Source organism: Stutzerimonas sp. KH-1, assembly GCF_054483855.1.
Genome location: NZ_CM137011.1, coordinates 583,950 through 610,161 on the forward strand (window position 1 = coordinate 583,950; position 26,212 = coordinate 610,161).

At 63.7% G+C, this 26,212-nt stretch carries 22 protein-coding genes; 11 read left to right on the top strand and 11 right to left on the bottom strand.

Annotation, left to right across the window (positions count from 1 at the left end; genetic code table 11):
• The first annotated feature begins 171 nt into the window (after positions 1-171).
• Complete coding sequence (locus ACX1DW_RS02910; protein WP_011913772.1) at positions 172-405, top strand: hypothetical protein; 234 nt, start codon at positions 172-174, stop codon at positions 403-405.
• On the opposite strand, the gene pdeM is transcribed toward ACX1DW_RS02910, so the two are convergent.
• The 8 genes from pdeM to mfd form a co-directional block, all read right to left on the bottom strand.
• Positions 383-1,072 (bottom strand): ligase-associated DNA damage response endonuclease PdeM, encoded by a 690-nt coding sequence (gene pdeM / locus ACX1DW_RS02915; RefSeq protein WP_458992746.1) that lies wholly within the window; start codon positions 1,070-1,072, stop codon positions 383-385. The two genes, ACX1DW_RS02910 and pdeM, sit on opposite strands and share 23 nt — an antisense overlap.
• Before the next feature lie 31 nt (positions 1,073-1,103).
• A complete protein-coding gene (locus tag ACX1DW_RS02920) occupies positions 1,104-3,800 on the bottom strand; it encodes a ligase-associated DNA damage response DEXH box helicase (RefSeq protein WP_458992747.1) in 2,697 nt (898 codons plus the stop codon).
• Positions 3,797-5,503 carry an ATP-dependent DNA ligase gene (locus ACX1DW_RS02925; protein ID WP_458992748.1) on the bottom strand — a complete coding sequence of 569 codons (1,707 nt, stop codon included), beginning with the start codon at positions 5,501-5,503 and terminating at the stop codon, positions 3,797-3,799. The genes ACX1DW_RS02920 and ACX1DW_RS02925 overlap by 4 nt, the downstream gene beginning before the upstream one ends.
• 55 nt (positions 5,504-5,558) lie before the next feature.
• Positions 5,559-6,575: a ligase-associated DNA damage response exonuclease gene (locus ACX1DW_RS02930; protein WP_011913768.1), complete on the bottom strand. Its 1,017-nt coding sequence runs from the start codon at positions 6,573-6,575 to the stop codon at positions 5,559-5,561.
• A 124-nt stretch (positions 6,576-6,699) separates the two neighbouring features.
• Positions 6,700-7,269, bottom strand: coding sequence for a hypothetical protein (locus tag ACX1DW_RS02935; RefSeq protein ID WP_133456649.1), 570 nt, complete (start codon positions 7,267-7,269; stop codon positions 6,700-6,702).
• Positions 7,270-7,402: 133 nt separating this feature from the next.
• Positions 7,403-9,733: a DEAD/DEAH box helicase gene (locus ACX1DW_RS02940; RefSeq protein WP_458992749.1), complete on the bottom strand. Its 2,331-nt coding sequence runs from the start codon at positions 9,731-9,733 to the stop codon at positions 7,403-7,405.
• Positions 9,734-9,792: 59 nt separating this feature from the next.
• Entirely contained in the window at positions 9,793-10,311 is a 519-nt protein-coding gene (locus ACX1DW_RS02945; protein WP_063539914.1) for a peptidoglycan binding protein CsiV, read from the bottom strand.
• Positions 10,312-13,758, bottom strand: a complete 3,447-nt coding sequence (mfd, locus tag ACX1DW_RS02950) for a transcription-repair coupling factor (protein ID WP_458992750.1) — start codon at positions 13,756-13,758, stop codon at positions 10,312-10,314.
• Between the two features lie 158 nt (positions 13,759-13,916).
• Between mfd and ACX1DW_RS02955 the strand changes: the two genes are divergently transcribed.
• The 10 genes from ACX1DW_RS02955 to sthA all read left to right on the top strand — a co-directional run bounded on the left by ACX1DW_RS02955 (position 13,917) and on the right by sthA (position 24,383).
• Complete coding sequence (locus ACX1DW_RS02955) at positions 13,917-15,368, top strand: glyceraldehyde-3-phosphate dehydrogenase (protein WP_020307150.1); 1,452 nt, start codon at positions 13,917-13,919, stop codon at positions 15,366-15,368.
• Between the two features lie 337 nt (positions 15,369-15,705).
• On the top strand, positions 15,706-17,043 hold the full coding sequence (locus ACX1DW_RS02960; protein ID WP_458992751.1) for a Na(+)-translocating NADH-quinone reductase subunit A: 1,338 nt from the start codon (positions 15,706-15,708) through the stop codon (positions 17,041-17,043).
• A 3-nt stretch (positions 17,044-17,046) separates the two neighbouring features.
• Complete coding sequence (locus ACX1DW_RS02965) at positions 17,047-18,258, top strand: NADH:ubiquinone reductase (Na(+)-transporting) subunit B (protein WP_102840153.1); 1,212 nt, start codon at positions 17,047-17,049, stop codon at positions 18,256-18,258.
• On the top strand, positions 18,251-19,045 hold the full coding sequence (locus ACX1DW_RS02970; RefSeq protein ID WP_102840154.1) for a Na(+)-translocating NADH-quinone reductase subunit C: 795 nt from the start codon (positions 18,251-18,253) through the stop codon (positions 19,043-19,045). The genes ACX1DW_RS02965 and ACX1DW_RS02970 overlap by 8 nt, the downstream gene beginning before the upstream one ends.
• Positions 19,042-19,716 carry an NADH:ubiquinone reductase (Na(+)-transporting) subunit D gene (locus tag ACX1DW_RS02975; RefSeq protein ID WP_174214559.1) on the top strand — a complete coding sequence of 225 codons (675 nt, stop codon included), beginning with the start codon at positions 19,042-19,044 and terminating at the stop codon, positions 19,714-19,716. The genes ACX1DW_RS02970 and ACX1DW_RS02975 overlap by 4 nt, the downstream gene beginning before the upstream one ends.
• On the top strand, positions 19,716-20,324 hold the full coding sequence (gene nqrE / locus ACX1DW_RS02980; RefSeq protein ID WP_014820916.1) for an NADH:ubiquinone reductase (Na(+)-transporting) subunit E: 609 nt from the start codon (positions 19,716-19,718) through the stop codon (positions 20,322-20,324). The genes ACX1DW_RS02975 and nqrE overlap by 1 nt, the downstream gene beginning before the upstream one ends.
• A 12-nt stretch (positions 20,325-20,336) precedes the next feature.
• Positions 20,337-21,563, top strand: a complete 1,227-nt coding sequence (gene nqrF / locus ACX1DW_RS02985; protein WP_174214587.1) for an NADH:ubiquinone reductase (Na(+)-transporting) subunit F — start codon at positions 20,337-20,339, stop codon at positions 21,561-21,563.
• A 127-nt stretch (positions 21,564-21,690) separates the two neighbouring features.
• Positions 21,691-22,614: an FAD:protein FMN transferase gene (locus tag ACX1DW_RS02990; RefSeq protein ID WP_133456848.1), complete on the top strand. Its 924-nt coding sequence runs from the start codon at positions 21,691-21,693 to the stop codon at positions 22,612-22,614.
• The gene (gene nqrM / locus ACX1DW_RS02995; protein WP_133456654.1) at positions 22,611-22,838 is read left to right on the top strand and encodes a (Na+)-NQR maturation NqrM; all 228 of its coding nucleotides are present in this window, start codon (positions 22,611-22,613) and stop codon (positions 22,836-22,838) included. Before ACX1DW_RS02990 ends, nqrM begins: the two co-directional genes overlap by 4 nt.
• A gap of 150 nt (positions 22,839-22,988) precedes the next feature.
• Positions 22,989-24,383 carry a Si-specific NAD(P)(+) transhydrogenase gene (gene sthA, locus ACX1DW_RS03000; protein WP_003299651.1) on the top strand — a complete coding sequence of 465 codons (1,395 nt, stop codon included), beginning with the start codon at positions 22,989-22,991 and terminating at the stop codon, positions 24,381-24,383.
• Positions 24,384-24,530: 147 nt separating this feature from the next.
• Here the strand turns inward: sthA and ACX1DW_RS03005 are convergent, their stop codons facing one another.
• Genes ACX1DW_RS03005 through ACX1DW_RS03015 form a run of 3 tightly spaced genes read right to left on the bottom strand, consistent with a single transcriptional unit; the run spans position 24,531 to position 26,197 of the window.
• On the bottom strand, positions 24,531-25,253 hold the full coding sequence (locus ACX1DW_RS03005; RefSeq protein ID WP_458992752.1) for a glycerophosphodiester phosphodiesterase: 723 nt from the start codon (positions 25,251-25,253) through the stop codon (positions 24,531-24,533).
• Complete coding sequence (locus ACX1DW_RS03010; RefSeq protein ID WP_152481469.1) at positions 25,250-25,558, bottom strand: phosphodiesterase; 309 nt, start codon at positions 25,556-25,558, stop codon at positions 25,250-25,252. The genes ACX1DW_RS03005 and ACX1DW_RS03010 overlap by 4 nt, the downstream gene beginning before the upstream one ends.
• A 3-nt stretch (positions 25,559-25,561) precedes the next feature.
• On the bottom strand, positions 25,562-26,197 hold the full coding sequence (locus ACX1DW_RS03015) for a PilZ domain-containing protein (protein WP_081253726.1): 636 nt from the start codon (positions 26,195-26,197) through the stop codon (positions 25,562-25,564).
• Between the last annotated feature and the right edge of the window lie 15 nt (positions 26,198-26,212).

The following is a 26,212-nucleotide window of genomic DNA, read 5'->3' on the forward strand; positions in this document are numbered from 1 at the left end:
TTGAATACGGATGACCGGGCGTCCGCATGGTTGTTCCTGGCATTTCAATTAAAGCTGCTAACTTTGAAGTGAGGGACCGAACTGCCGACGCCGGATGGGTCTAAAAACTTACAAAAACCAAAATGGGCGTTATTACGTTCACACGGGTTTCTTTAAGGCGAGGGGCATACCATGACGACCTGGATCATTGCGTACAACAAAGACGGCAACACTTCGATGCTGAAGATCGACTCCGAACACCAGCCGGACATCGACGACGCGGTCGAACTGGTGACGCGCAAGGCGGAAGAGCTCTATCCGGATCAGGAAAGCGAGCACGAGCACGATCCCGATCTCGAGGACACTCCCGCCACACGCCTTGCCGAACGCTACGGCATCACCATCACCGGTATATCCCAGGCCTGACCGGCGCCGAGTGCGCCACAGGCCACACCTCTCCATCCCCCACCACATAGATTCGCCAGCTGTCTTCGGTTGCCACCGTCATCGTGCCGGTGAAGCTGCCGAAGGCTGGCAGCAGGCTGAGTCGTTCGCCGATGCAGAAGCAGGGCAGGCGCAGGCGCTGGCGCCCGCGACCCTGTAGCGGGAAGGCAGGGTGAACGTGGCCGGCCAGCACGTGGTGGCTGGGGTGCGGCTGCGGTTCGTGCTGCAGCGCGTACGGCCCGAGCAGCAGCGGCTCGTTCACCACCTCGATGCCGAGCTGCCCCGGCGGGTCCCCCGCACGGCGGTCGTGGTTGCCGCGCACCAGTGTGATGGTCAGCTGGGGATGGCGCGAGCGCCATTCGGCCAGGCGCGCAAGCGTGGCCGGCGCGTGGGATTCGGGTGCGTGCAGGAAGTCGCCGAGAAAAATCAGCTGGCGGCAGCAGTATCGCGCCAGCAGGCCGTCCAACTGGCGCAGGTTGGCATCGGTGGTGCCATGGGGCACCGGCTGGCCGAGGCGACGATAGGCTGCGGCCTTGCCGAAATGGATGTCGGCCACCAACAGGGCCTGCTGTGCGGGCCAGTAGATCGCCTTCTCCGCCAGCAGCCAGAGCGTGGCGCCGGCCAGTTCGATGGGCTGGTAGGCGTTCATGATCCGTCGGTTCGTCCTGTGCTTTGGTTCATCAGGCTGGTTTGGCCTTCCTCGTGCGCGGCGTGCCGTCCTTGCGTGCGCGCGGCTTGCGTGGTCGCGGGGCGTCGCGCTCGACGGTGATCGTCGATTGTGGCTCGGGCTGGTAGCCGCCGGGACCGGCAGCCTTGTCCAGCTCCGCCACCATGCGGCGGATGCGGTCGGCGAGCTTCTCCGAGGTCATACTTTCGCGAAAGCGCTCGACCATCAGCGGAAAGGCCAGCGGGGTCGCGCGCCTGACCTGATGGACGTCCAGACGGCGCTGTTGCAGGCGCTGCAACGTCTGCTGCAAGCGCTCGACTTCCAGCTCCTGGCGCAGCACCTCTTCCTCGGCCTGGGTCAGCAGCAGATTGCCCGGATCGTACTGGCGGAACACATCGAAGAACAGGCCACTGGAAGCCTGCAGCTGACGCGCGCTCTTCTGCGCACCTGGGTAGCCGGAGAACACCAGCCCGGCGATGCGTGCGATCTCGCGAAAACGGCGACGCGCCAGCTCACTGGCATTGAGGCTGGCGAGCACGTCGTGCAGCAGGTCGTTTTCGCTGAAAAGCTCCGGCGTCAGCCAGTGCAGCCAGTCCACCTCGGTGGCCGAAAGCAGTTCGAAGCCATAGTCGTTGACCGCGATGGAGAAGGTCAGCGGTTGACGCTGGCCCATGCGCCAGGCCAGCAGACTGGCCAGACCCAGGTGCACATGGCGCCCGGCGAAGGGGTAGAGGAACAGGTGCCAGCCTTCGCGTGACTTCATCACCTCGGCCAGCAAGGTGGTCTTGGTGGGCAGCGCCGACCAGTCCATCTGGACGCGAAGCAGCGGTTCGACCAGACGCATTTCGGGCGTGCTGAACTGCTCGCGCGAGGCAGCACCGAGCTGCTCGACCACGGCATCGGCCAGCTCGCTGGATAGCGGCATGCGACCGCCGTTCCAGCGCGGCACGGCAGCCTTCTTGCCCGTCGCGCGGCTGACGTAGGCGGTCATGTTCTCGACCCGCACCAGCTCCAGCAGGCGACCGCCGAAGAGGAAGTTGTCGCCGGGGCGCAGGCGTGCGATGAAACCTTCCTCGACGCTGCCCAGCGAACGCCCGCTGCCGCCCTTGGCCCAGAACTTCACCGTCAGGCTGGCGTCGCTGACGATGGTGCCGATGCTCATGCGATGGCGCAGCGCCACGCGGCGACTGGGCACTTTCCAGAGGCCGGTTTCATCCGGCTCGACCCGCTGATAGTCGGGGTAGGCCGTCAGCGAATGCCCGCCATGGCGCACGAAGGCCAGCGCCCATTGCCAGTGCTCGTCGGTCAGCTCCCGGTAGGACCAGGCCTGGCGCACCTCGGCATAAAGTTCATCCGGGCGGAAGCCGCCGCCCAGGGCCATGCTCACCAGGTGCTGCACCAGCACGTCGAGCGGGCGATGCGGTGCGCTGCGGGCCTCGATGCGACGCTCGGCGATAGCCACCTGGGCGGCCGCAGCTTCCACCACCTCCACGCTATGGGTCGGCACCAGGGTGACCCGCGAGGTTCGCCCCGGTGCGTGTCCGGAGCGGCCGGCGCGCTGCATCAGCCGCGCCACGCCCTTGGGCGAGCCGATCTGCAAAACTCGCTCGACCGGCAGGAAGTCCACGCCCAGATCCAGGCTGGAGGTGCAGACCACGGCCTTGAGGGCGCCCTGCTTGAGGCCCAGTTCGACCCAGTCGCGCACCTCGCGTGCCAGCGAGCCGTGGTGCAGGGCGATCAACCCGGCCCAGTCCGGCCGCGCATCCAGCAGCGCCTGATACCAGATTTCCGACTGCGAACGGGTATTGGTAAACACCAGGGTGGTCGCGGCGGAATCGATCTCTTCGACCACCTGCGGCAGCATGCGCAGGCCCAGATGACCGGCCCAGGGGAAGCGCTCGATGCTCGGCGGCAGCAGGGTGTCGACGCGCAGGTCCTTGTCCATCTTGCCCTGCACCAGCCTGCCGCTGCCGGGGTGCAGCAGCACGTCCAGCGCGTGGGGCTGGTTGCCGAGGGTGGCGGAAAGGCCCCAGACGATCAGCTCCGGCATCCACTGGCGCAGGTGCGCCAGGGCCAGTTGCAGTTGCACGCCGCGCTTGTTGCCCAGCAGTTCGTGCCATTCGTCCACCACCAGCATGCGCAAACCGGCGAAGGCCTGGCGTGCATCGGCGCGGGTCAGCAGCAGGGTCAGGCTTTCCGGCGTGGTGACCAGCGCGCTGGGCAGACGCCGTCCCTGCCGCGCACGTTCGGCACCGCTGGTATCGCCGGTGCGCAGGCCGATGCTCCAGCCAATGCCAAGGTCGTCCAGTGGCGCCTGCAGGGCGCGGACGGTGTCGGCGGCCAGGGCGCGCATCGGGGTGATCCAGAGCACCGTCAAAGGCGCCGGCTTGTCCGTCGCGGTGGGAGAGGGTGCCTTGGTCGCAAAGCGATTCAGGGCTCCGAGCCAGACGGCGTAGGTTTTGCCGGAGCCGGTGGTGGCATGCAGCAGGCCCGATTCGCCATCGCCTATCGCTTGCCAGACCTCCTGCTGGAACGGGAAGGGTTGCCAGGCACGGCTGGCAAACCAGCCGGCAGCGAGGCTCTCGGCCCCGTCTCTCACCCCCAGCCCCTCTTCCTGAGGGAGTGGGTGGTGATCGTGTGGCCGCTCGGCTCGGCTCTTGGGAGAGGGTTGGGATGACGGCCGAGCGGCTGCCGGGTGCCTTGGTTTCATCCCAGCAGTTCCTTCAGCGTCTCCAGCGTATCGGCTTCGTCAACCGGCTTGTCGAGGCGCCAGCGCAGCATGCGTGGGAAGCGCACGGCGATGCCGCTCTTGTGGCGGCTGCTGGCGGCGATGCCTTCGAAGCCGAGTTCGAACACCAGGGTCGGGGTGACGCTGCGGACCGGGCCGAACTTCTCCACGGTGGTCTTGCGCACGATGGCGTCGACCTTGCGCATTTCCTCGTCGGTGAGACCGGAATAGGCCTTGGCGAAGGGGACGAGCTTACGCTCCGGGTCGCCCGGCTCGCCGTCCCAGACGGCAAAGGTGTAGTCGGTGTAGAGGCTGGCGCGGCGGCCATGACCGCGCTGGGCATAGATCAGCACGGCATCGACGGAGTAGGGGTCGATCTTCCATTTCCACCAGACGCCGACGTCCTTGGTCCGACCGACGCCGTACTGGGCCGCGCGCGCCTTGATCATCATGCCTTCCACGCCCAGCGCGCGTGAGGCTTCGCGCTGGCGGGCCAGGTCCTGCCAATCCGTTCCGCTCACCAGTGGCGACAGCATCAGCTGCGGGCTTGGGCATTGCTCGACCACCGCCTCGAGCTGCTCGCGGCGTTCGCGGTGCTCGCGCTGCCGCCAGTCGTCGCCCTGCCATTCCAGCAGGTCGTAGGCAAGCACCGACACCGGCGCTTCCTGCAGTACCTTGGCGGTCAGGTTCTTGCGGCCGATGCGCTGTTGCAGCAGGGCGAAGGGCTGCACGCCGAAGGCACCGGCGCTGGGCTCGCCGGTGCTGGCGGCGTCGAACAGCTCGCCGGCCGGCGTCTCCGGGTCATGCTTCCAGACCAGGATCTCGCCATCGATCACCGTGCCGTCGGGCAGGCAGCGGGCCAGTTCGCACAGCTCGGGAAAACGCTCGCTGACCAGCTCCTCACCGCGCGACCAGACCCAGATCTGCCCGTCGCGCTTGACCAGCTGGGCGCGGATGCCATCCCACTTCCATTCGATGAACCAATTGCCCGGCGCGCCAAGCAGGGTGTCGAACTCTTCGGCCGGCGCCTGCAACGGATGGGCGAGAAAGAACGGATAGGGCTGGCCCCCACGCTGGGCATGCTCATGCTCGGATTCTTCGGCGATCAGCGCGCGATAGCCCTCGGCGCTGGGCCGATGGGACAGGTCGGTGTAGCCGACCAGGCGCTGCGCGACGCGCTTGGGGTCGAGGTCGACCAGCGAGGCCAGCGCGCGGGTGACCAGCAGCTTCGAGACGCCAACGCGAAAGGCGCCGGTGATCAGCTTGATGCAGACCATCAGGCTGAGCCGGTCCAGCTGTGCCCAGAGTGCGGGCAATCGCTCAGCCAATTCTTCCGGCGGCAGACCGCGCAAGGGCAACAGTTTTTCCTGCATCCACACGGCGAGCCCGTCCTCGGAGCTGTGTTCGGCCTCGGGCATCAGCAGCGAGATGGTCTCGGCCATGTCGCCGACCGCCTGGTAGCTTTCCTCGAACAGCCATTCGGGCAAGCCAGATGCCTGCATGGCGGTTTCGCGCAGGACGCGGGTCGGGACCAGCTGGCGCGGGCGGCCGCCGGCGAGGAAGTAGACCGCCCAGGCAGCGTCGGCCGGATCGGCCTCGCGAAAGTAGTCGCGCATGGCCGCGAGCTTGGCGTTGCTCGACGTGGTGGCGTCCAGGCGGCTGTAGAGCGTGGCGAAGGCTTTCATGCGGCGCCTCCGCTTCGGCGGTCGCCGCGGCGCGGGCGGGCGGCGTGGCCTTCGATCATGCGGTGCCCTCCGTCGCGGCATCGTCCTCTTCGCCGTATTCGGTGGCGAAGGCCTGGGCATCAAGGCCGCGCATTTCGCGCAGGTAGCGCACCAGCACCGCAACGGAGCCGTGGGTGACCATTACCCGTTCGGCGCCGGTCTGCTCGATGGCCCAGAGCAGACCTGGCCAGTCGGCATGGTCGGAAAGCACGAAGCCGCGGTCGACGCCGCGCCGACGGCGGGTGCCGCGCAGCATCATCCAGCCGCTGGCGAAGGCGTCGGCATAGTCACCGAAGCGGCGCATCCAGGTGCTGCCGCCAGCCGAGGGCGGGGCGAGGATGATGGCCTGCTTCAGGCGCGGATCACCCTTCTTCAGGTCACCGGCATACACCGTCGGCGGCAGGTGGATGCCCCCCTCGCGATAGACCTTGTTCAGAGGCTCTACCGCGCCATGCACGACGATGGTGCCGATGCTTTCATCCAGGCCGTGCAGGATGCGCTGCGCCTTGCCGAAGGCATAGCAGAACAGCACCGAGGCCCGTCCGGCCGCGGCGTTGGCGCGCCACCAGTCATTGATCTCGCGGAAGACCTCGGTTTGCGCCGGCCACTTGTAGATCGGCAGGCCGAAGGTCGATTCGGTGATGAAGGTATGGCAGCGCACCGGCTCGAATGGCGCGCAGGTGCCGTCCGGCTCGACCTTGTAGTCGCCCGAGGCGACCCACACCTCGCCCTTGTATTCCAGGCGCACCTGGGCCGAGCCGAGTACATGGCCAGCGGGATGGAAGCTGAGCTTTACGCCGTGATGCTCGATGGATTCGCCATAGGCCAGCGTTTGCAGCGGCATGTCGGCGGCGATGCGCGAGCGCAGGATCCCTTCGCTGTCGCTGGAAGCCAGGTAATGGCCCATGCCCCAGCGTGCGTGGTCGCCATGGGCATGGGTGATGACGGCGCGATCGACCGGCCGCCAGGGGTCGATATAGAAATCACCGGGCGGGCAATACAGCCCTTCGGGGCGGGCAACGACAAGATCCATGAGTACAGGCGCTTTGCGGGCTTGTAGGTTTGGAGCATGGTGCAGCGCTGCGAGTTCGCCTGATCAGCGCGAGGTGGGCCGAAGCCCACCCTACCTGGCGGCTGTTTCTTGCGGTGGGCTGCGATCAGTCCGCCAGCTTGAGGTGCGATATGTCCGGCTTGGGCCCGTCGACGGCGCGCGGCATCTCGCCCATGTCGCTGCCCACCGGAGCCAGGCTGAATTGCGAAAGGTCCACGCGAGGGGCCTCGGGTTCGGGATGGGCGTCCTGCAGGTCGACGCCAACCGGTGCGATACCGAAGTCCGGCGCCTCGACGTCGCTGAAGGCGGCCATGTATTCATCCCGCGGCGCCAAGTTCAGTGCGCCAGGTGTCTCGCCGGGCCGAGCCGTTGCAGGTGCGGTGCTCGCAGGGGTAGCGACAGGCGTGGCGGGTGGTGGCGGCGCCAGTTCGATTTCCTCGACATCCACCGGCATCGGTTTGACCTCGACCTGGGCACCGGCGCGCTCCATGGCCTGGCGGTATTTTTCCACCGCAGCGAAGTCCAGGTTCTGCTTGATCACGATGCGCCGCCCGGAGAACAGCAGCGCGATGCGCTGGGCATCGGCCTGGAACAGCCTGGTCAGGTTGGCTTCGACCTGTTCGAGCTTCGCGCCGGGGAGCAGCTGGCCGGAAAAGGCAATCTCGTAGAGGCTCATGGGTTGCTCCTTGTAGCGCTGGCGGGTGCGGACGGCCATGCCGTCGTCTGGTGAGAAGTTAAACGAGGTGGCGATGATCTGGCAAAGCGCGAAATGCTGCGCTTGTCGGCGTCACAACTTCGCCAGGCATGGCTCAAGGCAGCGGCGCAAAGAGCGCTTCGATGTCCTGCTCGGCCAGCTGCCAGCCGCCTTCACCGCTGCCCTCCAGCACGCCGGCGGCCAGCTCGGCCTTGCGCGCCTGCAGCTCGCGGATACGCTCCTCGACGGTGCCGCGGGTGATCAGACGATAGACGAACACCGGCTTGTCCTGCCCGATGCGGTAGGCGCGGTCGGTGGCCTGGTTCTCGACGGCGGGGTTCCACCAGGGGTCGTAGTGGATCACCGTGTCGGCGGCCGTCAGGTTCAATCCGGTGCCGCCGGCCTTCAGGCTGATGAGAAACAGCGGCACTTCGCCGGCCTGGAAGCGTTCGATCGGCGTGCGTCGATCGTCGGTCTCGCCGGTCAGCTTGACGTAGGTGATGCCGCGCTTGAGCAGCGCCTGTTCGATCAGCGCCAGCATCGAGGTGAACTGGGAAAACAGCAGCACGCGGCGTCCTTCGCTCATCAGCTCGTCGAGCATGTCCAGCAGGCTGTCCAGCTTGCCCGAGCTGCTGCCGCGAGACGTCGCAACGGCATCGCCCTTGAGCAGGCGCAGATCGCAGCAGACCTGACGCAGCTTGAGCAGCGCCTCGAGGATGACCATCTGGCTGCGCGCCAGGCCCTTGCGCTCGATTTCATCGCGGACCTTGCGGTCCATGGCCAGGCGTAGCGTCTCGTAGCGTTCACGCTGGGCGGGCGACAACTCAACCCAGTGGACGAACTCGTTCTTCGCCGGCAGCTCGGTGGCCACCTGTTCCTTGGTGCGGCGCAGCAGGAACGGCCGGATGCGAGCGCGCAGATGCGCTAGACGGGCCTCGTCACCGTGCTTCTCGATGGGGTTGCGGTAGTCCTGGGTGAAGCGCCGGGCATCGCCGAGCCAACCGGGCATGAGGAAGTGGAACAGCGACCACAGCTCGCCCAGGTGGTTTTCCAGCGGCGTGCCGGTCAGGCACAGCCGTTGCCGGGTCTGCAGCTCGCGCACCGCCTGGGCGGCCTTGCTGGAGGGATTCTTGATGTGCTGGGCCTCGTCGAGGATCAGCAGATGCAGCGGTTGCTCGCGCAGCACGGCGATGTCGCGTGTGAGCAGGGCGTAGCTGGTCAGCAACAGGTCGTGATCGGCGAGTTCGGCGAAGTGCTTCTGTCGGCCGCTACCGGCAAGCGTCAGCAGACGCAGCCCAGGCGCGAAACGGGTCGCTTCATCTTGCCAGTTGGGGATCAGGCTGGTAGGCATCACCACCAGCGCAGGGCGATCCAGACGTCCGGCCTGCTTTTCGGCGAGGATGTGCGCCAGGCTCTGCAATGTCTTGCCGAGACCCATGTCATCGCCGAGGATGCCGCCGGCGCCCAGTTCGCGGAGGGTCTGCATCCAGGCCAGACCCTGCAGCTGGTAGGGCCGCAGGGTGGCGTTCAGCGCGCTCGGCGGTTGGCCAGGCTGAGTGCCTGGGCTGTGCAGACGTCGGGCGAATGCACGCAACCGCTCGCCTCCGCGCCAGTGTGCTGCCACGCTTTCTAGACCGGCCAGGCGTGCGCCGTCGGCCTTGCTCAGACGCAGCGCAGGGCCATCCATCGGCTCGCGCATATAGAGTTCGCCAAGCGTCGCCAGGATCGGCTTGATGCGGGCGAAGGGCAGGGCGACCTGCAGCGGTTGTCCGTCGCTTCCGCCCGGTCGCTCCAGCTGCACGCGCAGTTGCTCGTCATCGCCCCGCTGGGCCAGTGCACGCGGCGTGAGCAGCTGAGGGCTCTGGCGGATCAGGCGCAGGAGCACGGGCAGGATGCCGACGCGCTGGCCATCGACGACGATACCGAGGTCGAGGTCGAACCAGTCGTCCGCCGCGGATTCGTCGATCTCGGCGTACCAGCTGTCGATGGCGGTCAGGTCGTAGGCGAAGCCCGGGTGAATGTCGATCTGCCAGCCCTGACGACGCAGCTCCGGCAGCTGCTGCTGGACGAACCTGATCCAGGCCTCTTCGCCGGGCAGCTGGAACATCTCCGCCGACTCCTTCGGCAAGGCCAGGCTCTGGCGCAACGCGGGACGGAAGCCCAGCTGCTCCAGTCGCTTGCGCAATGCCTGCTCGGCCTGCGGCTGGCGGGCGATGAGCTGCAGCTCGTCGTCCGCCGGATGGCGAATGCGCTCGCCGTCGCGCTTGCCATGCACGCGCGCTGAGCCATAGAGAAACGCCAGGCCCGCCCGGTGCTGGTATTCGCTGACCATGCGCCGGTTGCCGGGCTGGTAGTTGGTCGCCAGATGGCTGCCCAGGCTGAGCAGCGGCACCGGCGCGAGATCGTCGATCCGCCGCTCCGGACGCGAAGGCAGTGCTGGGACCAAGGCTCAGGCCCCCGCTGCAGGGATGTGATGCAGCCGCCGGAGGCGCAAAGGCGACAGGCTCATAGCCGTCTGAGCTCGATCAGCAGCCCGAGGCTGTCGTGATCGATGTAGGTCAGCCGGCCGGGTACCAGGCGGACCCGCTGCGTCAGGCGTTCGCTGGCGAGCAGCTGGCCGTACTCGCCGAAGCGGTTGACCCAGAACGTCACGTCCGTCTGCATGTAGCGGCCCGGTCGCAGCTTCAGCGTGCCCTGGATCGGATAGTGTTCGAAGTAGCGCTGGCCCTGGTGAATGGCGATGGCTGGGCCGTCGTCGCTGACCGGCTGCTGCCAGGCGCGGTGCAGCAGCACCTGATAACCCTGCTCTGGGGTCAGCCGGGCGGCGATGTGCTCCAGCGCCGGCTGCCGCTCGGCGCGGCGCTCCAGCGGCCGGGCTTGCCGTGCCCAGTCGTAAGGCGCGTGCTGGCTGGCCTCCAGCGGCGTGGCGTGGCGGAACAGGATCAGCTCGACGCGATACAGCGCCTCGGCGTGCACCTGCGGCGCCAGCCACAATAACAACAGGGCCAGATAGCGACGCGGCATCTAGGAACCTTGCTCGTTGGGCGCCAGCCGCTCAAGCAGCGCTTCCAGGGTGTTGAAGCGCTCCTCGGGACGCTCTATGGGCACTTGGAATTTGAACAGCGTGGCGCCTTCGAACTTGTAGCGGTTCGGCTGGCTCTGGATCAGCTTGATCAGCACCATCGGGTCAACCGAAGTGTCGGCCGAGAACTCGATGCGTCCGCCCTGCGGGCCGGCGTCGATCTTGGTGATGCCCAGCTTTTCGGCCTGCAGCTTGAGCAGGGTCAGGCGCACCAGGTTCTTGGTCGGTTCGGGCAGCAGGCCGAAGCGGTCGATCATCTCTACCTGCAGTTCCTTCAGGCCGTCCTCATCGGCGGCGTTGGCGATGCGCTTGTAAAGAATCAGGCGCGCATGCACGTCCGGCAGATAGTCCTCGGGGATCAGTGCCGGTAGGCGCAGGTTGATTTCCGGGCCGCCACCGAGCGGCTGCTCCAGGTTTGGCTGTTCGCCCTTGCGTATGGCCTTGACCGCGCGCTCGAGCATTTCCATGTACAGGGTGAAGCCGACGGCCTGGATCTGCCCGCTCTGGCCTTCGCCGAGCAGCTCGCCGGCACCGCGGATTTCCAGGTCGTGGGTGGCCAGGACGAAGCCGGCACCGAGGTCCTGGGCGTTGGCGATGGCTTCCAGACGCTTCTGCGCATCATCGGTCATGGCCTTGCGCGGCGGGGTGAGCAGATAGGCATAGGCCTGGTGATGGCTACGGCCGACGCGGCCGCGCAGCTGGTGCAGCTGGGCCAGGCCGAACTTGTCGGCGCGCTCGATGATGATGGTGTTGGCGCTGGGCACATCGATGCCGGTTTCGATGATGGTCGAGGCCACCAGCACGTTGAAGCGCTTGTGGTAGAAGTCGCTCATCACCTGCTCGAGGTCGCGTTCGCGCATCTGTCCGTGGCCGATGGCGATGCGTGCCTCGGGCACCAGCGCCTGCAGGTCGGCGGCGCACTTCTCGATGGTCTTGACGTCGTTGTGCAGGTAATAGACCTGGCCGCCGCGCAGCAGCTCGCGCAGCAGCGCTTCCTTGATGGTCGGGTTGTTGGCCTCCATGACGAAGGTGCGCACCGACAGCCGGCGCGCCGGCGGCGTGGCGATGATCGACAGGTCGCGCATGCCGGCGATGGACATGTTCAGCGTGCGCGGAATCGGCGTGGCGGTCAGGGTGAGGATGTCCACCTCGCTGCGCAGCGCCTTGAGCTGCTCCTTCTGACGTACTCCGAAGCGATGTTCCTCGTCGATGATGACCAGCCCCAGGTTGCTGAACTTGACGTCGTCCTGCAGCAGCTTGTGGGTACCGATGAGGATGTCGATCTTGCCGTCGGCCAACTCGGTGATGGCGTTCTGCACTTCCTTGGCCGACTTGAAACGGCTCATCACCTCGACCCGTACCGGCCAGTCGGCGAAGCGGTCGCGGAAACTGTTGTAGTGCTGCTGGGCGAGCAGGGTGGTCGGTACCAGTACGCCGACCTGTTTGCCGCCATGCACGGCGATAAAGGCGGCGCGCATGGCGACTTCGGTCTTGCCGAAGCCGACGTCGCCGCAGACCAGACGGTCCATCGGCTTGGCCGAGAGCAGGTCCTCGCGCACCGCGTCGATGGCGGCCTGCTGGTCTGGCGTTTCCTCGAAGGGGAAACCGGCGGCGAAGGTCTCGTAGTCGACCTGCGGATCCTTGAAGGCATAGCCCTGGCGCGCGGCGCGGCGGGCGTAGATGTCGAGCAGTTCTGCAGCCACGTCGCGTACCTGCTCGGCGGCCTTGCGCTTGGCTTTCTGCCAGGTTTCCGAGCCGAGCTTGTGCAGCGGTGCCAGGGCGTCGTCGCTGCCGGTATAGCGGGCGATCAGATGCAGGCTGGCGACCGGCACGTAGAGTTTGGCCTCGTCAGCGTACTGCAGCAGGAGGAATTCCTGCGCCTGGCCTTCGATTTCGAGGGTGACCAGCCCCTGATAGCGGCCGACCCCATGATCGATATGCACCACCGGCGCGCCTTCGCGCAGCTCGGTAAGGTTCTTGATGACGTTGTCGCCGCCGTCGCGACTCTTCTCGCGCCGCCGGCGTTGCATGACGCGCTGGCCGAACAGCGGGCTTTCCGCGACCAGGGCGACTTCGTCCAGCAGCAAGCCTTCGTCGAGCGGGGCGATGGCGATCGCCAGGCGCTCCTCGCTGGAGAGGAATCCGTCCCAGCCTTCGACTTCCTGCGGGCGCAGCTTCAGGCGCGCCAGCAGCTCCAGCAGCACTTCGCGGCGCCCGGCGGACTCGGCGGTGAACAGCACGCGCCCCGGAAAACCGTCGAGGAACTGGCGCAGCTTGCCCAGTGGCTCGCTGGCCTTGGATTCGATCGCCAGTTCCGGCAGGGCCTGTGCGGGGAAGCGCTCGCGGCCGATACCCGGTTCCACGTCCTGCTGGCTGGCAACCACCCGCGGCCACAGCTTGAGTCGGGCGAAGCAGTCTTCCACCGGCATGAATAGCTCGGCCGGCGGCAGCAGCGGGCGCTCGGGGTCGACGCGGCGCTCCTCGTAACGATTGCGCACGTCATTCCAGAATTGCTCGGCGGCCTGCTCGATGCCGGGCAGGGAGAACACCTGGCTGTCTTCGGGCAGATAGTCGAAGAGGGTTGCCGTCTCCTCATAGAAAAGCGGCAGGTAGTATTCGATACCGGCGGGCGTGATGCCGGTGGACAGGTCCTGGTAGATCGGGCAGCGACGGAAGTCGACGTCGAAACGCTCGCGGAAACGCGCGCGGAAGCCGGTGACCGCTTCCTTTTTCAGCGGAAATTCCCGGGCTGGCAGCAGACGGATCGACTCCACCTTGTCGATGGAGCGCTGATTCTCCGGATCGAAGGTACGCAGGGTTTCGATCTCGTCATCGAACAGGTCGATACGGTAGGGCAGGGCGCTGCCCATGGGGAACAGATCGATCAACGCGCCACGCACGGCGAACTCGCCATGTTCGTAGACCGTGTCCACGCAGCGATAGCCGGCTGCTTCAAGACGCAGGCGCATCTGCTCGACATCCAGCTTCTGCCCAACATCCAGCACCAGGCTCGAACCGAGCAGAAAGCGCTTGGGCGCCAGCCTGTGTAGGGCAGTGGTGATCGGCACTACCAGTACGCCATGGCTCAGCTCTGGCAGCTGGTAGAGCGTGGCGATGCGCTGGGAAACGATGTCCTGGTGCGGCGAGAACAGGTCGTAGGGCAGCGTTTCCCAATCCGGAAAATGCAGAACCGGCAGCTCCGGGGCGAAGAAGGCGAGCTCTTCCTGCAGGCGCTCGGCGCTCTGGCTGTCGGCGGTGAGGAGGAGCGTGAAGCGTTCGGCGTTGTTGGCTGCTTCGGCAATCGCCAGGCTCAGCGCGGCTCCTGGAAGATTGCCCCAGTGTTGCTTGCCGCTGGCGGCAGGCAGAGGGGGAAGGCGCAAGACGGACACGAGTGGGCGTGGCTCCGATCAAAAAATAGGCCGCCGGGATTGTAACTATCGAGGTGCTCGGCTGTCAGTGTTTCGTCCGCTGCAGATTGCCGGCGCTAGGGTGCGCCGTCATAATGTAGCCCCTTTTCTCAGCCCCTACATGTTGGAAGGAACTGCCCGTGACTCAGAAGCCCGACCAGTGTCTTGGTGAATGGATTGACCGCGAAGCCCTCGCCGAAGCGATGATTCCGCTGATTGGTCAGCTGTATCGCAACAACAACGTGGTGACTTCGATCTACGGTCGTGGCCTGATCAACCGTTCGGTGATCGCCATCCTCAAGGCGCACCGTTTCGCCCGTCACCGCATCGCCGACGAAACCGAGCTGTCGGTGCATGACACCTTCCAGATCCTCAAGACCATGAGCGAGATGAACCTCGGCGCCGCCTCGGTCGATCTCGGCAAGCTGGTCGCCAAGTACAAGGATGCCGGCAACGGCCGCAGCCTCGAGCAGTTCGTGCGCGAAGAGCTGGCCGAGGTCGCCGACAAGCGTCACGCGGCTACCGGGCACAAGGGCACTGACGTCGTGTTGTACGGCTTCGGCCGCATCGGCCGCCTGCTGGCGCGCATCCTGATCGAGAAGACCGGTGGTGGCGACGGCCTGCGCCTGCGCGCCATCGTCGTGCGCAAGGGCGCCGACAACGATCTGGTCAAGCGCGCCAGCCTGCTGCGTCGCGACTCGGTGCATGGTCCTTTCGATGGCACCATCACCATTGATGAAGAAAACAACACCATCACTGCCAACGGCAATCTGATCCAGGTGATCTACTCCAACGATCCGGCCTCGGTCGACTACACCCAGTACGGCATCGAGAATGCATTGCTGGTGGACAACACGGGCAAGTGGCGCGACGCCGAAGGTCTGGGTCAGCACCTCAAGTGCCCGGGTGTCGCTCGCGTCGTATTGACCGCGCCAGGCAAGGGCGAGCTGAAGAACATCGTGCATGGCATCAACCATGGCGACATCACCGCCGATGACAAGATCATCTCTGCCGCGTCCTGCACCACCAACGCCATCGTGCCGGTGCTCAAGGCGGTGAACGATCAGTACGGTATCGTCAACGGTCACGTCGAGACCGTGCATTCCTACACCAACGACCAGAACCTGATCGACAACTTCCACAAGGGCAGTCGTCGTGGTCGTAGCGCCGCGCTGAACATGGTCATCACCGAGACCGGTGCCGCCACTGCAGCCGCCAAGGCGTTGCCGGTGCTCAAGGGCAAGCTGACCGGCAACGCGATCCGCGTGCCGACGCCGAATGTGTCCATGGCCATCCTCAACCTGAACCTCGAGAAAGCCACGAGCCGTGACGAGATCAACGAGTACCTGCGCCAGATGGCCATGCACTCTGACCTGCAGAAGCAGATCGACTTCGTCAACTCGCAGGAAGTTGTATCCACTGATTTCGTCGGTTCGCGTCATGCCGGCGTAGTGGACGCTGAGGCGACCATCTGCAACGACAACCGCGTCGTGCTGTACGTCTGGTACGACAATGAGTTCGGTTACAGCTGCCAGGTCGTGCGCGTGATGGAGGACATGGCCGGGGTCAACCCGCCAGCCTTCCCGCGTTAAGCGCTGCGGGAAGTGACAAATAACGGGAGCCTCGGCTCCCGTTTTTCATTTTCTGGACGGCTGGTCTCGTGTTGCGACCGGGCTAGCCTGAGCCGTCGCCCGCCCGACCCGCCACAGTGCTTCGGTATTTTTGCTTCTCTTGTTTCGAGTCAAAAATCCGCAATGCTTGGGTGGTCAGTCAAGGTGCGCGACCTCTATAATCGGGCGGATTTTTTACCTGGGTCCGCGACATGGTGTCGCGCCAATAACCTATTGGCGCGCGCGGCGCAATCCTACTTTGCGCCATGCCGCTGGATCTGCAAAAAAAGCTTTCTAAAATCAGTGGTTAGGCAAACCGATGATCAATATAAAACGAGGGCTCGATCTGCCCATAGCCGGTGCCCCGGCGCAGCGTATCGAGGCCGGCAGGCCCGTGCGCAGCGTCGCGGTCATTGGCTTCGACTATCCGACGATGAAGCCGACCATGGCCGTTCAGGTCGGTGATCGGGTCAAGCTGGGGCAGCTCCTTTTTTCCGACAAGAAGTCGCCGGGCGTAAACTACACCGCGCCCGGTGCCGGCGTCGTCAGTGCGGTGCATCGCGGCGAGAAGCGTGTGCTGCAATCGGTGGTCATCGACCTCGATGGCGATGAGGAAGTCACCTTCGCGAGCTATTCTGCAGCCCAGTTGGATGGTCTGAGCAGCGAGCAGGTGCGTGAAAACCTGCAGCAGTCCGGCCTGTGGACCGCGCTGCGCACGCGTCCGTTCAGCAAGGTCCCGGCGATCGATGCCACGCCTGCCTCGATTTTCGTCACCGCCATCGATACGCATCCGTTGGCCGCTGATCCTGCGGTGATCATCGCCGAGCAGGCGGAAGCCTTCGAGGCAGGCCTGAAGGTACTCGGCAACCTGGCCAAAGTGTTCCTGTGCAAGGCGCCGAATGCCTCGTTGCCTGGCGAGTCCCTGGCCAAGGTTCAGGTCGAAAGCTTCAACGGTCCGCATCCTGCCGGGCTGGCTGGCACGCACATTCACTTCCTCGATCCGGTCAGCGCCAGCAAGAGCGTCTGGACCATCGGTTATCAGGACGTGATCGCGGTCGGCAAGCTGTTCACCAGCGGCCGTCTGTCGGTCGAGCGCGTCGTTTCCTTGGCCGGCCCGGTGGTCGAGCAGCCACGTCTGGTTCGTGCCCGTCTCGGTGCCAATCTCGACGAGCTGACCGCCGGTGAGCTGCAGCCCGGCGCCAACCGCGTCGTATCAGGCTCGGTGCTCGGCGGTCGTACCGCTCACGGCGCGTTCGCCTACCTTGGTCGCTATCACCAACAGGTGTCGTGCCTGCGCGAAGGTAAAGAGCGCGAGATGCTGCACTACCTGCGTGCCGGTGTGGAGAAGCACTCGATCCTCAACATCTATATCTCCAAGCTGATGGGTGGCAAGAAGTTCGCCTTCTCCACATCCACCAACGGCAGTCCGCGCGCCATGGTGCCGGTGGGCAACTACGAGGAGGTCATGCCTCTGGACGTGCTGCCGACCCAGCTGCTGCGCGCCCTGATCGTGGGCGACACCGAGGTGGCGCAGAAGCTCGGCTGCCTGGAGCTGGATGAAGAAGATCTGGCGCTGTGCACTTATGTTTGTGCCGGCAAGTACGAATACGGCCCGATCCTGCGGGACAATCTGACCCGCATCGAGAAGGAGGGTTAAGGCATGGGCATTCGCGCATTCCTCGACAAGATCGAGCATCACTTCGAAAAAGGCGGCAAGTACGAAAAGTGGTACGCACTGTACGAAGCGGCCGACACCTTCCTCTATCGTCCCGGTAGCGTCACCAAGACCACCGCTCACGTGCGCGACGGCATCGACCTCAAGCGCATGATGATTACTGTCTGGTTGTGCACCTTCCCGGCGATGTTCTTCGGTATGTGGAACACCGGCTATCAGGCCAACCTGATCTACGCGCAGAGCCCCGATCTGCTGGCTGCCCAGGAAGGCTGGCGCTTCGCACTAATCGGTGCACTGGCCGGCTTCGATCCCAACAGCCTGTGGGACAACTTCATCCAAGGCGCGGCCTACTTCCTGCCCATCTACGCGGTGACCTTCATCGTCGGTGGTTTCTGGGAAGTGCTGTTCGCCTCGATCCGCAAGCATGAGGTAAACGAAGGCTTCTTCGTCACCTCCGTGCTGTTCGCCCTGATTCTGCCGCCGACCATTCCGCTGTGGCAGGTCGCGCTAGGCATCAGCTTCGGCGTGGTGATCGGCAAGGAGATCTTCGGCGGTACCGGCAAGAACTTCCTGAACCCGGCGCTGACCGCGCGGGCGTTCCTGTTCTTCGCTTATCCGGCGCAGATGTCCGGTGATGCTGTGTGGACCGCGGTCGATGGTTATGCCGGTGCAACCGCGCTGAGCCTGGGCTTCGCCGGTGGTATCGAGAACGTTGTCCAGAGCGGCATCACCTGGATGGACGCCTTCGTCGGCACTATTCATGGCTCGATCGGTGAAACCAGCACCCTGGCGATCTTCATCGGTGGCGTCGTTCTGATCGGCAGCAAGATCGCCTCCTGGCGCATCGTCTCCGGCGTCATGCTGGGCATGATCGGGCTGAGCACGCTGTTCAACCTGATCGGCTCGGACACCAACCCGTTGTTCGGCATGCCCTGGTACTGGCATATGGTCGTCGGCGGTTTCGCCTTCGGCATGATCTTCATGGCGACCGACCCGGTGTCGGCTTCCATGACCAACACCGGCAAGTGGGTGTTCGGCGCCCTGATCGGCGTGATGGTCGTGCTGATCCGCGTGGTCAACCCCGCCTTCCCCGAAGGCATGATGCTGGCGATCCTGTTCGCCAACCTGTGTGCGCCGCTGATTGACCATTTCGTCATTCAGGCCAATATCAAGCGGAGGCTGGCACGTAATGTCTAGTCAGAAAGAATCCACCGTTCGCACGCTGACGGTAGCCCTGTTGGTCTGCCTGGTGTGCTCCATCTTCGTCGCAGGTGCCGCCGTGGCACTGCGTCCGACCCAGCAGGAAAACCGCCTGCTGGACAAACAGCGCAGCATCCTGGCGATCGCCGGCCTCGGCGAGCCGGGCATGTCCGGTAATCAGGTCAAGCAGCTGTTCAACGAGCGCATCGTTGCCCGTCTGGTCAATCTGGAAACCGGCAAGTTCAGCGACGAATTCGATGCCAAGACTTTCGATCCGCTCGCAGCGGCCAAAGATCCTGCACTGTCCAAAGCGCTGCCGAGCGAACAGGACATCGCTTCGATCAAGCGTCGTGAGCGTTACAGCACCGTCTATATCGTCGAAGCTCAGGGCGAAGGCGAGATCGATACGCTGATTCTGCCGGTTCGCGGTTACGGTCTGTGGTCCACCCTCTATGGCTTCATGGCTGTCAAGGGTGATCTGAATACCGTTGCCGGCTTCGGCTTCTATCAGCACGGCGAAACTCCGGGCCTCGGTGGCGAGGTCGACAATCCGAAGTGGCGTGGCATGTGGCCTGGCAAGGAACTGTACGACGACAACGGCGACCTGGCCGTACAGATCGTCAAGGGCGGTGTCGACCCGCAGAGCCCGAAAGCCGACCATCAGGTCGATGCCCTGGCCGGTGCGACCCTGACCAGCAATGGTGTCAACGCGCTGTTGCACTTCTGGTTGGGCGAGAACGGCTTCGGTCCATTTATCGCTAATCTGCGCGCTGGGGAGGCTTGATCATGTCGCAACCCACTGTCAAAGAAGTTCTGCTCAATCCGATCTTCAACAACAACCCCATCGGCCTGCAGATTCTCGGAATCTGCTCGGCACTGGCGGTCACCTCCAACCTGAACACGGCGCTGGTGATGTCTGTCGCGCTGACGTTGGTGGTGGCGTTCTCCAACTTGTTCATTTCGATGATCCGCAGCCAGATCCCCAACTCGATCCGCATGATCGTGCAGATGGTGATCATTGCGTCGCTGGTGATTCTGGTTGATCAGGTGCTCAAGGCCTACGCCTTCTCGCTGTCCAAGCAGCTGTCGGTGTTCGTCGGTCTGATCATCACCAACTGCATCGTGATGGGTCGTGCCGAAGCCTTTGCCATGCAGAACCCGCCGCTGCTGTCGTTCTTCGACGGTATCGGCAACGGCCTGGGCTACAGCGCCATGCTGATCGCGCTCGGTTTCATTCGTGAGCTGACCGGCGCTGGCAAACTGATGGGCTACACCATTCTGCCCGTGGTCAACGACGGCGGTTGGTACCAGCCTAACGGCATGATGTTGCTGCCGCCCTCGGCGTTCTTCCTCATCGGTCTGTTCATCTGGGGCATTCGTGCATGGAAGAAGGAGCAGGTCGAGAAGCCTGCCTTCAAGATGGCGCCGCAAGTCTCTAGCAAGGAGGCTTACTAATGGAGCATTACATCAGCCTGTTCGTCCGCGCCGTGTTCATCGAGAACATGGCCCTGGCGTTCTTTCTCGGCATGTGTACCTTCATCGCGATCTCCAAGAAAGTGGAAACCGCGATCGGCCTGGGTATCGCGGTTATCGTGGTACAGGCCATCACCGTGCCGGCCAACAACCTGATCTACACCTACCTGCTCAAGGCCGGTGCTTTGTCTTGGGCCGGCCTGCCTGAAGTCGACCTGAGCTTTCTCGGTCTGCTGAGCTATATCGGTGTGATCGCGGCGATCGTGCAGATCCTCGAGATGACCCTCGATAAGTACGTACCCAGCCTGTACAACGCGCTGGGTGTGTTCTTGCCGCTGATCACCGTGAACTGCGCCATCATGGGTGGCACGTTGTTCATGGTCGAGCGCGACTACAACCTGGGCGAGAGCGTGGTGTACGGCATGGGCTCCGGCCTGTCCTGGGCACTGGCCATCGCCCTGCTGGCGGGTATTCGCGAGAAGCTCAAGTACAGCGATGTTCCGGATGGGCTGCAGGGGTTGGGTATCACCTTCATCACCATCGGACTGATGTCGCTGGGCTTCATGTCTTTCTCTGGCGTACAGCTGTAAGGACGGAACGAACTGATGAGTTACGAAATTTTCCTCGCCATCGGTATGTTCACCGCCATCGTGCTTGCGCTGGTGGTGATCATCCTGGCTGCGCGCGCCAAGCTGGTATCCAGCGGCGACGTGTCCATCGAGATCAACGGTGAGCGAACCATCACCGTGCCGGCCGGCGGCAAGCTGCTGCAGACGTTGGCAGCCAACAACATCTTCCTTTCTTCTGCCTGTGGCGGCGGCGGCACTTGTGCGCAGTGCAAGTGCATCGTCGAGAGCGGTGGCGGCGAGATGCTGCCGACCGAGGAGTCGCACTTCACCCGTCGTGAGGCGGGCGAAGGCTGGCGCCTGTCCTGTCAGACTCCGGTCAAGGCGGACATGAAGATCGAAGTGCCGGAAGAAGTCTTCGGCGTGAAGAAGTGGGAGTGCACCGTCGAGTCCAATCCCAACGTCGCGACCTTCATCAAGGAGCTGACGCTCAAGCTGCCGGAAGGCGAGAACGTCGACTTCCGCGCGGGTGGTTATGTGCAGCTCGAGTGCCCGCCGCATGAAGTGCGTTACCGCGATTTCGACATTCAGGAAGAGTATCGCGGCGACTGGGACAAGTTCGACCAGTGGAAGTACGTGTCGAAGTGCGACGAGACTGTGATTCGTGCGTACTCCATGGCTAACTATCCGGAAGAGCGTGGCCTGGTGAAGTTCAACATCCGTATCGCTTCGCCGCCGCCGGGTCGTGACGATATTCCGCCGGGCAAGATGTCGTCTTACGTGTTCAGCCTCAAGCCGGGCGACAAGATCACCGTCTATGGTCCGTTCGGTGAATTCTTCGCCAAGGACACCGACGCGGAGATGGTTTTCATCGGCGGTGGTGCGGGTATGGCACCGATGCGCTCGCACATTTTCGACCAGCTCAAGCGTCTGAAGTCCAAGCGCAAGATGAGCTTTTGGTACGGTGCGCGCTCCATGCGCGAAGCGTTCTACGTCGAGGAGTACGACCAGCTTCAGGCCGAAAATCCCAACTTCGAATGGCATCTGGCCCTGTCCGACCCGCTGCCTGAAGATAACTGGGATGGTCCGACCGGCTTTATCCACAACGTGCTGTATGAGAACTATCTGAAGGACCACCCGGCTCCGGAGGACTGCGAGTTCTACATGTGCGGCCCGCCCATGATGAATGCCTCGGTCATCAAGATGCTTACCGACCTGGGTGTGGAGCCAGAGAACATCCTGCTCGACGACTTCGGCGGCTAGCATGATCCGAGCTTCACTCTGGTCCACTGCTGTCGCGTCTCTCCAGCCCGTCATCGCTGTCGCTTTCGCGACAGCCCTGACGGGCTGTCTGTTTCAGGACAAGGTCGAAGCCTTCACCGGGCCGACCATGGGCAGTACCTATACGGTCAAGTACGTGCGCAGTGGCGATGTTCCGGCCAAGGACGTGCTGCATGGTGAGGTCGAGGCCATCCTCGCCGACCTCGACAAGCAGCTATCCACCTATCGCAGCGATTCCGACGTCGAGCGCTTCAATGCCCTGCCGGGCGGTAGCTGTGAGCCGATGCCGGATATGGTGCGCGAATTAGTCGCAGCGGGCGATCAGCTATCGGCCGACAGCGAAGGCGCATTCGATCTTACACTCGAGCCTCTGCTCAACCTGTGGGGCTTTGGTCCGCAAGGTCGCGCCACACAGGTTCCGTCGGCGGAAGATATTGAGGCCGCACGGGCGTTGACCGGCCATCGGCATCTGCGCATCGATGGCGATCAGTTGTGCAAGGCGGTGGCGGTACAGCTGGACTTCAACAGCATCGCTGCCGGTTATGCCGTCGATCGCGTTGTCGATCGTTTGAAGGCGCTGGGCGTCCAGAGTTACCTGGTGGAAATCACCGGGGAGCTCAAGGCTGAGGGCCGCAAGCCTGATGGTGCACCGTGGCGCATAGCCATTGAAGCGCCCAGGGATGACCAGCGGGTTGCGCAAAAGATCGTCGAACTCGATGGTCTGGGCGTATCCACCTCCGGCGACTATCGAAACTACTTCGAGCAGGACGGTCGGCGTTATTCACATACCCTGGACCCGAAAAGCGGCAGACCGATCGAGCATCACCTGGCGGCGGTGACGGTCATCGATAAATCGACTTTGCGCGCTGACGGGTTGTCTACCGCGTTGATGGTGCTGGGCCCCGAGCGGGGGCTGGCACTGGCTGAGCGTAATGCGATTGCTGCGTTCTTCGTCGTGCGCGAGGGACAAGGCTTCGCAACAACGAGCACCAAGGCTTTCGACGAGCTGTTTGGTGCGGGAGTAGAGCAATGACTTGGTTACTGGTTTTTCTGGTGATGCTGCTTGTGGTACTCGGCATGGCCATCGGCGTAATCATGGGGCGCAAGCCCATCGCGGGTTCCTGCGGGGGCATCGCCAATCTGGGCATCGAGAAGGAGTGCTCCATCTGTGGCGGTAGCCGCGAGAAGTGCGAAGAAGTGAACGAGGCGAAGAACGCGGGTAACGCCGATCTTGCCTACGATGCCACCAAGCGTTGATGTAACCCTTCGTGCGCCCAGGCAGCCGTGAGCGGAGATGCCTGGTCGGTCCCGCTGAGAAGGCGTGCGGGCAATGCTGGTTTGCGTCCTTGGACATCGGCGAATTCGTTGACAGCGGCGGCGTCTTCCGCTGCGTTTTCAGGAGTGTATATGGCGGTCTATAACTACGATTTGGTTGTACTGGGTTCCGGTCCCGCCGGGGAGGGCGCGGCCATCAACGCCGTGAAGGCGGGGCGCAAGGTCGCCGTGGTTGACAATCGTCCGCTCGTAGGAGGTAACTGCACGCATCTGGGGACCATCCCGTCCAAGGCGCTGCGCCATTCGGTGCGGCAGATCATGCAGTACAACACCAATCCGCTGTTCCGCCAGATCGGTGAGCCGCGCTGGTTCTCCTTTCCCGACGTGCTGAAAAGCGCCGAGAAGGTCATCAGCAAGCAGGTCACCTCCCGTACCAGCTATTACGCCCGCAACCGCATCGACACCTTTTTCGGTACCGCCAGCTTCTCCGACGAGCAGAGCGTTGAAGTGGTCTGCCTTAACGGCATGGTGGAAAAGCTGGTTGCCAGCCAGTTCGTCATCGCCACGGGCTCCCGTCCTTATCGGCCGGCCGATATCGACTTCAACCACCCGCGCATTTACGACAGCGATACCATCTTGACCCTGAGCCACACGCCGCGTCGGATGATCATCTACGGAGCCGGCGTCATCGGCTGCGAGTACGCTTCGATCTTCAGCGGGTTGGGCGTGTTGGTCGACCTGATCGACAACCGCGAGCAACTGCTCAGCTTCCTCGACGACGAGATTTCGGATGCGCTCAGCTATCACCTGCGCAACAACAACGTGCTGATTCGCCACAACGAAGAGTACGAGCGGGTCGAGGGGCTGGAGAACGGAGTGATCCTGCATCTAAAGTCCGGCAAGAAGATCAAGGCCGACGCATTCCTCTGGAGCAACGGGCGTACCGGCAATACCGACAAGCTCGGCTTGGAGAACATCGGCCTCAAGGCCAACAGCCGTGGTCAGGTGCAGGTCGATGAGCACTACCGCACCGAGATCGGCAACATCTACGCAGCCGGCGACGTGATCGGCTGGCCATCGCTGGCCAGCGCCGCCTATGACCAGGGTCGCTCGGCTGCGGGCAGCATTGTCGAGAACGACTCCTGGCGTTTCGTCGATGACGTGCCGACGGGCATCTACACCATTCCGGAGATCAGCTCGATCGGCAAGAATGAGCGCGAACTGACCCAGGCGAAGATTCCCTATGAAGTGGGCAAGGCGTTCTTCAAGAGCATGGCGCGGGCGCAGATCTCCTTTGAGCCGGTGGGCATGCTGAAGATCCTGTTCCATCGCGAAACCCTGGAGGTGCTCGGTGTGCACTGCTTCGGTTATCAGGCCTCCGAGATCGTCCACATTGGCCAGGCGATCATGAACCAGAAGGGGCCGGCGAACAGCATCAAGTACTTCGTCAACACCACCTTCAATTACCCGACCATGGCGGAAGCCTATCGGGTGGCAGCGTTCGACGGGCTCAACCGGCTTTTTTGAGCGGCTCCGGCCGGCGGCCTGAGCCGGCTGGAGAGGGTTGGGACTCCCGGGATTGGCACTGGCCGAACCGGGAGAGCTTCTGATCAGGTGAGACGGTTCGGCAGCGCCAGCGCTGTCGAATCGTCGCATGGGCGTAAGGCCTGTAGGTCAGCCCTGAGCCAGTGTGCTGACGGCGATGCCCGGATAATCGGTGATCAGGCTGTCCACGCCGAAGTCTGCCAGGCGCCGCATCAGTGCCGGCTCGTTCACGGTCCACACCGAAACATGCAGCCCCTGTTTTTTTGCCTTCTCCAGGCGCTCCGGGGTGCACAGCGTCCACTTCAACGCCAGCAGATCGCAACCGTACTGACGGGCCACCTTGAGCGGGTCGAGCCAGTTGTATTCGGCTACCAGGCCACGCGAGATTTCCGGCGCCAGCCGATTCAGAGCCCGCAGAACCTCCCGTGAGCTGGAGGTGACGGTGATTCGTTCCATGAGCTGATAACGCTCGGCCAGCGCCTTGATTGCCAGCACCGTGCGCGCTGCACGATCGCGCGAAGCACTCTTGACTTCAAGTTGCCAGTGCTCGAAGTCGCACCTCTCGAACAGTTCACTGAGGCGCGGGATGGGGCAGGGTGTCTTCCAGCCTGGGCCACCCTGGCGGGCGTCGTACTTCACCAGCTCTTCGGCATCGTGCTGGGCAACCTTGCCTCGGCGGCCGGTGGTGCGCTTGAGCGTCGGATCATGGATGACCATCAACTCGCCATCGCGGGATAGGTGCAGGTCCAGCTCGCAGCGGCGTACGCCATGCTGCAGGCATTGCTCGAAGCTCGCCAGGGTGTTCTCCGGAGCTTCGCCCTTGGCGCCGCGGTGGCCGTAGATGAGTGTCACGGTTGTTGATCTTCCTTCACGGGTGGTTGAGCGCGCTGGTGGTGGCGGACGCTGTTGATGACTCGGTCGCGTTCGAAATATACGGAGAATTCCCGATAATCCCAGCGGGTGATCGGCGGCTGGCCAACGGCGGGATGCTCTTCGTCGGCCAGGCCGAAACGGTCCAGGACCTTGATCTTCGAATCGCCGCGGGCGGGCAAGGCGATCTCGGACTGGCCTTGCTGACCGACGGGTATGCGAATCTCGTCGGCGAACAGTGACGGGCTGAATGTCAGCGTGAACAGCAGGGTCGCCAGGCGGCGCATCGGTCATTCTCCTTGCAGGTTTTCCAGGGCCAGGCGCCTTTCCAACGCCTGTTTCTGCAGGATATGCCGTGCAAGCAGTTGTCGCTGTGCATCAGTCAACGCTTCGAACTCGGTACCGATGTCGTAGCGTCCGTCCTCCATTGCGGTGCAGTAGATGACCCGCGCCGGTAACAACAGGCCAAGCCCTTGCGGCAGCAGGACCAGCTTCAGCGTGACGAGCTCGCCTTCGGTCAACGGCTGTTCGCTCGCAAAGCTGATGCCACCTTCGGAAAGCACCACCGGTTGCGGCGCGCTCTGATCCTTCAGCAGATCCTGCGCCAATGCCTGTCCCAGCAGTTCGATTCGCTTGTTCTGCACCTTGAGATAGTTGGCCAGCGTGCGGTTGCTCTCGGCAATCTGGCGTAACAAATGCTGCGCCTCGAAGTCCAGCTGATGAAGCTCGCCAAGCAGGTTGAACAGCGCGGGCAGAGGCTCGCTGGCGGCGGGGTGGTCCTGGCTCGCCGGGATGATTTCCAGTGCCACGCGATCCTCGATACGGTAGTATTCGCGGCGTTCTTCAGTGTCTTGTGTCGGCATGGCGATACCCGGGTAGCGTTGATGGCCAGAGTGTATCAGGCCCCGCGGTGGCGTCAGCTGCATGTTGTTTTCCCCCGC

What these genes read in the sequence shown, in the direction of transcription:
- ACX1DW_RS02920 (WP_458992747.1), bottom strand. Translation starts at nt 3,800, where the DNA reads ATGAAACCAAGGCACCCGGCAGCCGCTCGGCCGTCATCCCAACCCTCT.
- ACX1DW_RS02930 (WP_011913768.1), bottom strand. Translation starts at nt 6,575, where the DNA reads ATGGATCTTGTCGTTGCCCGCCCCGAAGGGCTGTATTGCCCGCCCGGT.
- ACX1DW_RS03010 (WP_152481469.1), bottom strand. Translation starts at nt 25,558, where the DNA reads ATGCGCCGCCTGGCGACCCTGCTGTTCACGCTGACATTCAGCCCGTCA.
- nqrM (WP_133456654.1), top strand. Translation starts at nt 22,611, where the DNA reads ATGACTTGGTTACTGGTTTTTCTGGTGATGCTGCTTGTGGTACTCGGC.
- ACX1DW_RS02960 (WP_458992751.1), top strand. Translation starts at nt 15,706, where the DNA reads ATGATCAATATAAAACGAGGGCTCGATCTGCCCATAGCCGGTGCCCCG.
- ACX1DW_RS02965 (WP_102840153.1), top strand. Translation starts at nt 17,047, where the DNA reads ATGGGCATTCGCGCATTCCTCGACAAGATCGAGCATCACTTCGAAAAA.
- ACX1DW_RS02910 (WP_011913772.1), top strand. Translation starts at nt 172, where the DNA reads ATGACGACCTGGATCATTGCGTACAACAAAGACGGCAACACTTCGATG.
- ACX1DW_RS02970 (WP_102840154.1), top strand. Translation starts at nt 18,251, where the DNA reads ATGTCTAGTCAGAAAGAATCCACCGTTCGCACGCTGACGGTAGCCCTG.
- ACX1DW_RS03015 (WP_081253726.1), bottom strand. Translation starts at nt 26,197, where the DNA reads ATGCAGCTGACGCCACCGCGGGGCCTGATACACTCTGGCCATCAACGC.
- ACX1DW_RS02935 (WP_133456649.1), bottom strand. Translation starts at nt 7,269, where the DNA reads ATGAGCCTCTACGAGATTGCCTTTTCCGGCCAGCTGCTCCCCGGCGCG.
- ACX1DW_RS02925 (WP_458992748.1), bottom strand. Translation starts at nt 5,503, where the DNA reads ATGAAAGCCTTCGCCACGCTCTACAGCCGCCTGGACGCCACCACGTCG.
- pdeM (WP_458992746.1), bottom strand. Translation starts at nt 1,072, where the DNA reads ATGAACGCCTACCAGCCCATCGAACTGGCCGGCGCCACGCTCTGGCTG.
- sthA (WP_003299651.1), top strand. Translation starts at nt 22,989, where the DNA reads ATGGCGGTCTATAACTACGATTTGGTTGTACTGGGTTCCGGTCCCGCC.
- ACX1DW_RS02945 (WP_063539914.1), bottom strand. Translation starts at nt 10,311, where the DNA reads ATGCCGCGTCGCTATCTGGCCCTGTTGTTATTGTGGCTGGCGCCGCAG.
- ACX1DW_RS02990 (WP_133456848.1), top strand. Translation starts at nt 21,691, where the DNA reads ATGGGCAGTACCTATACGGTCAAGTACGTGCGCAGTGGCGATGTTCCG.
- nqrE (WP_014820916.1), top strand. Translation starts at nt 19,716, where the DNA reads ATGGAGCATTACATCAGCCTGTTCGTCCGCGCCGTGTTCATCGAGAAC.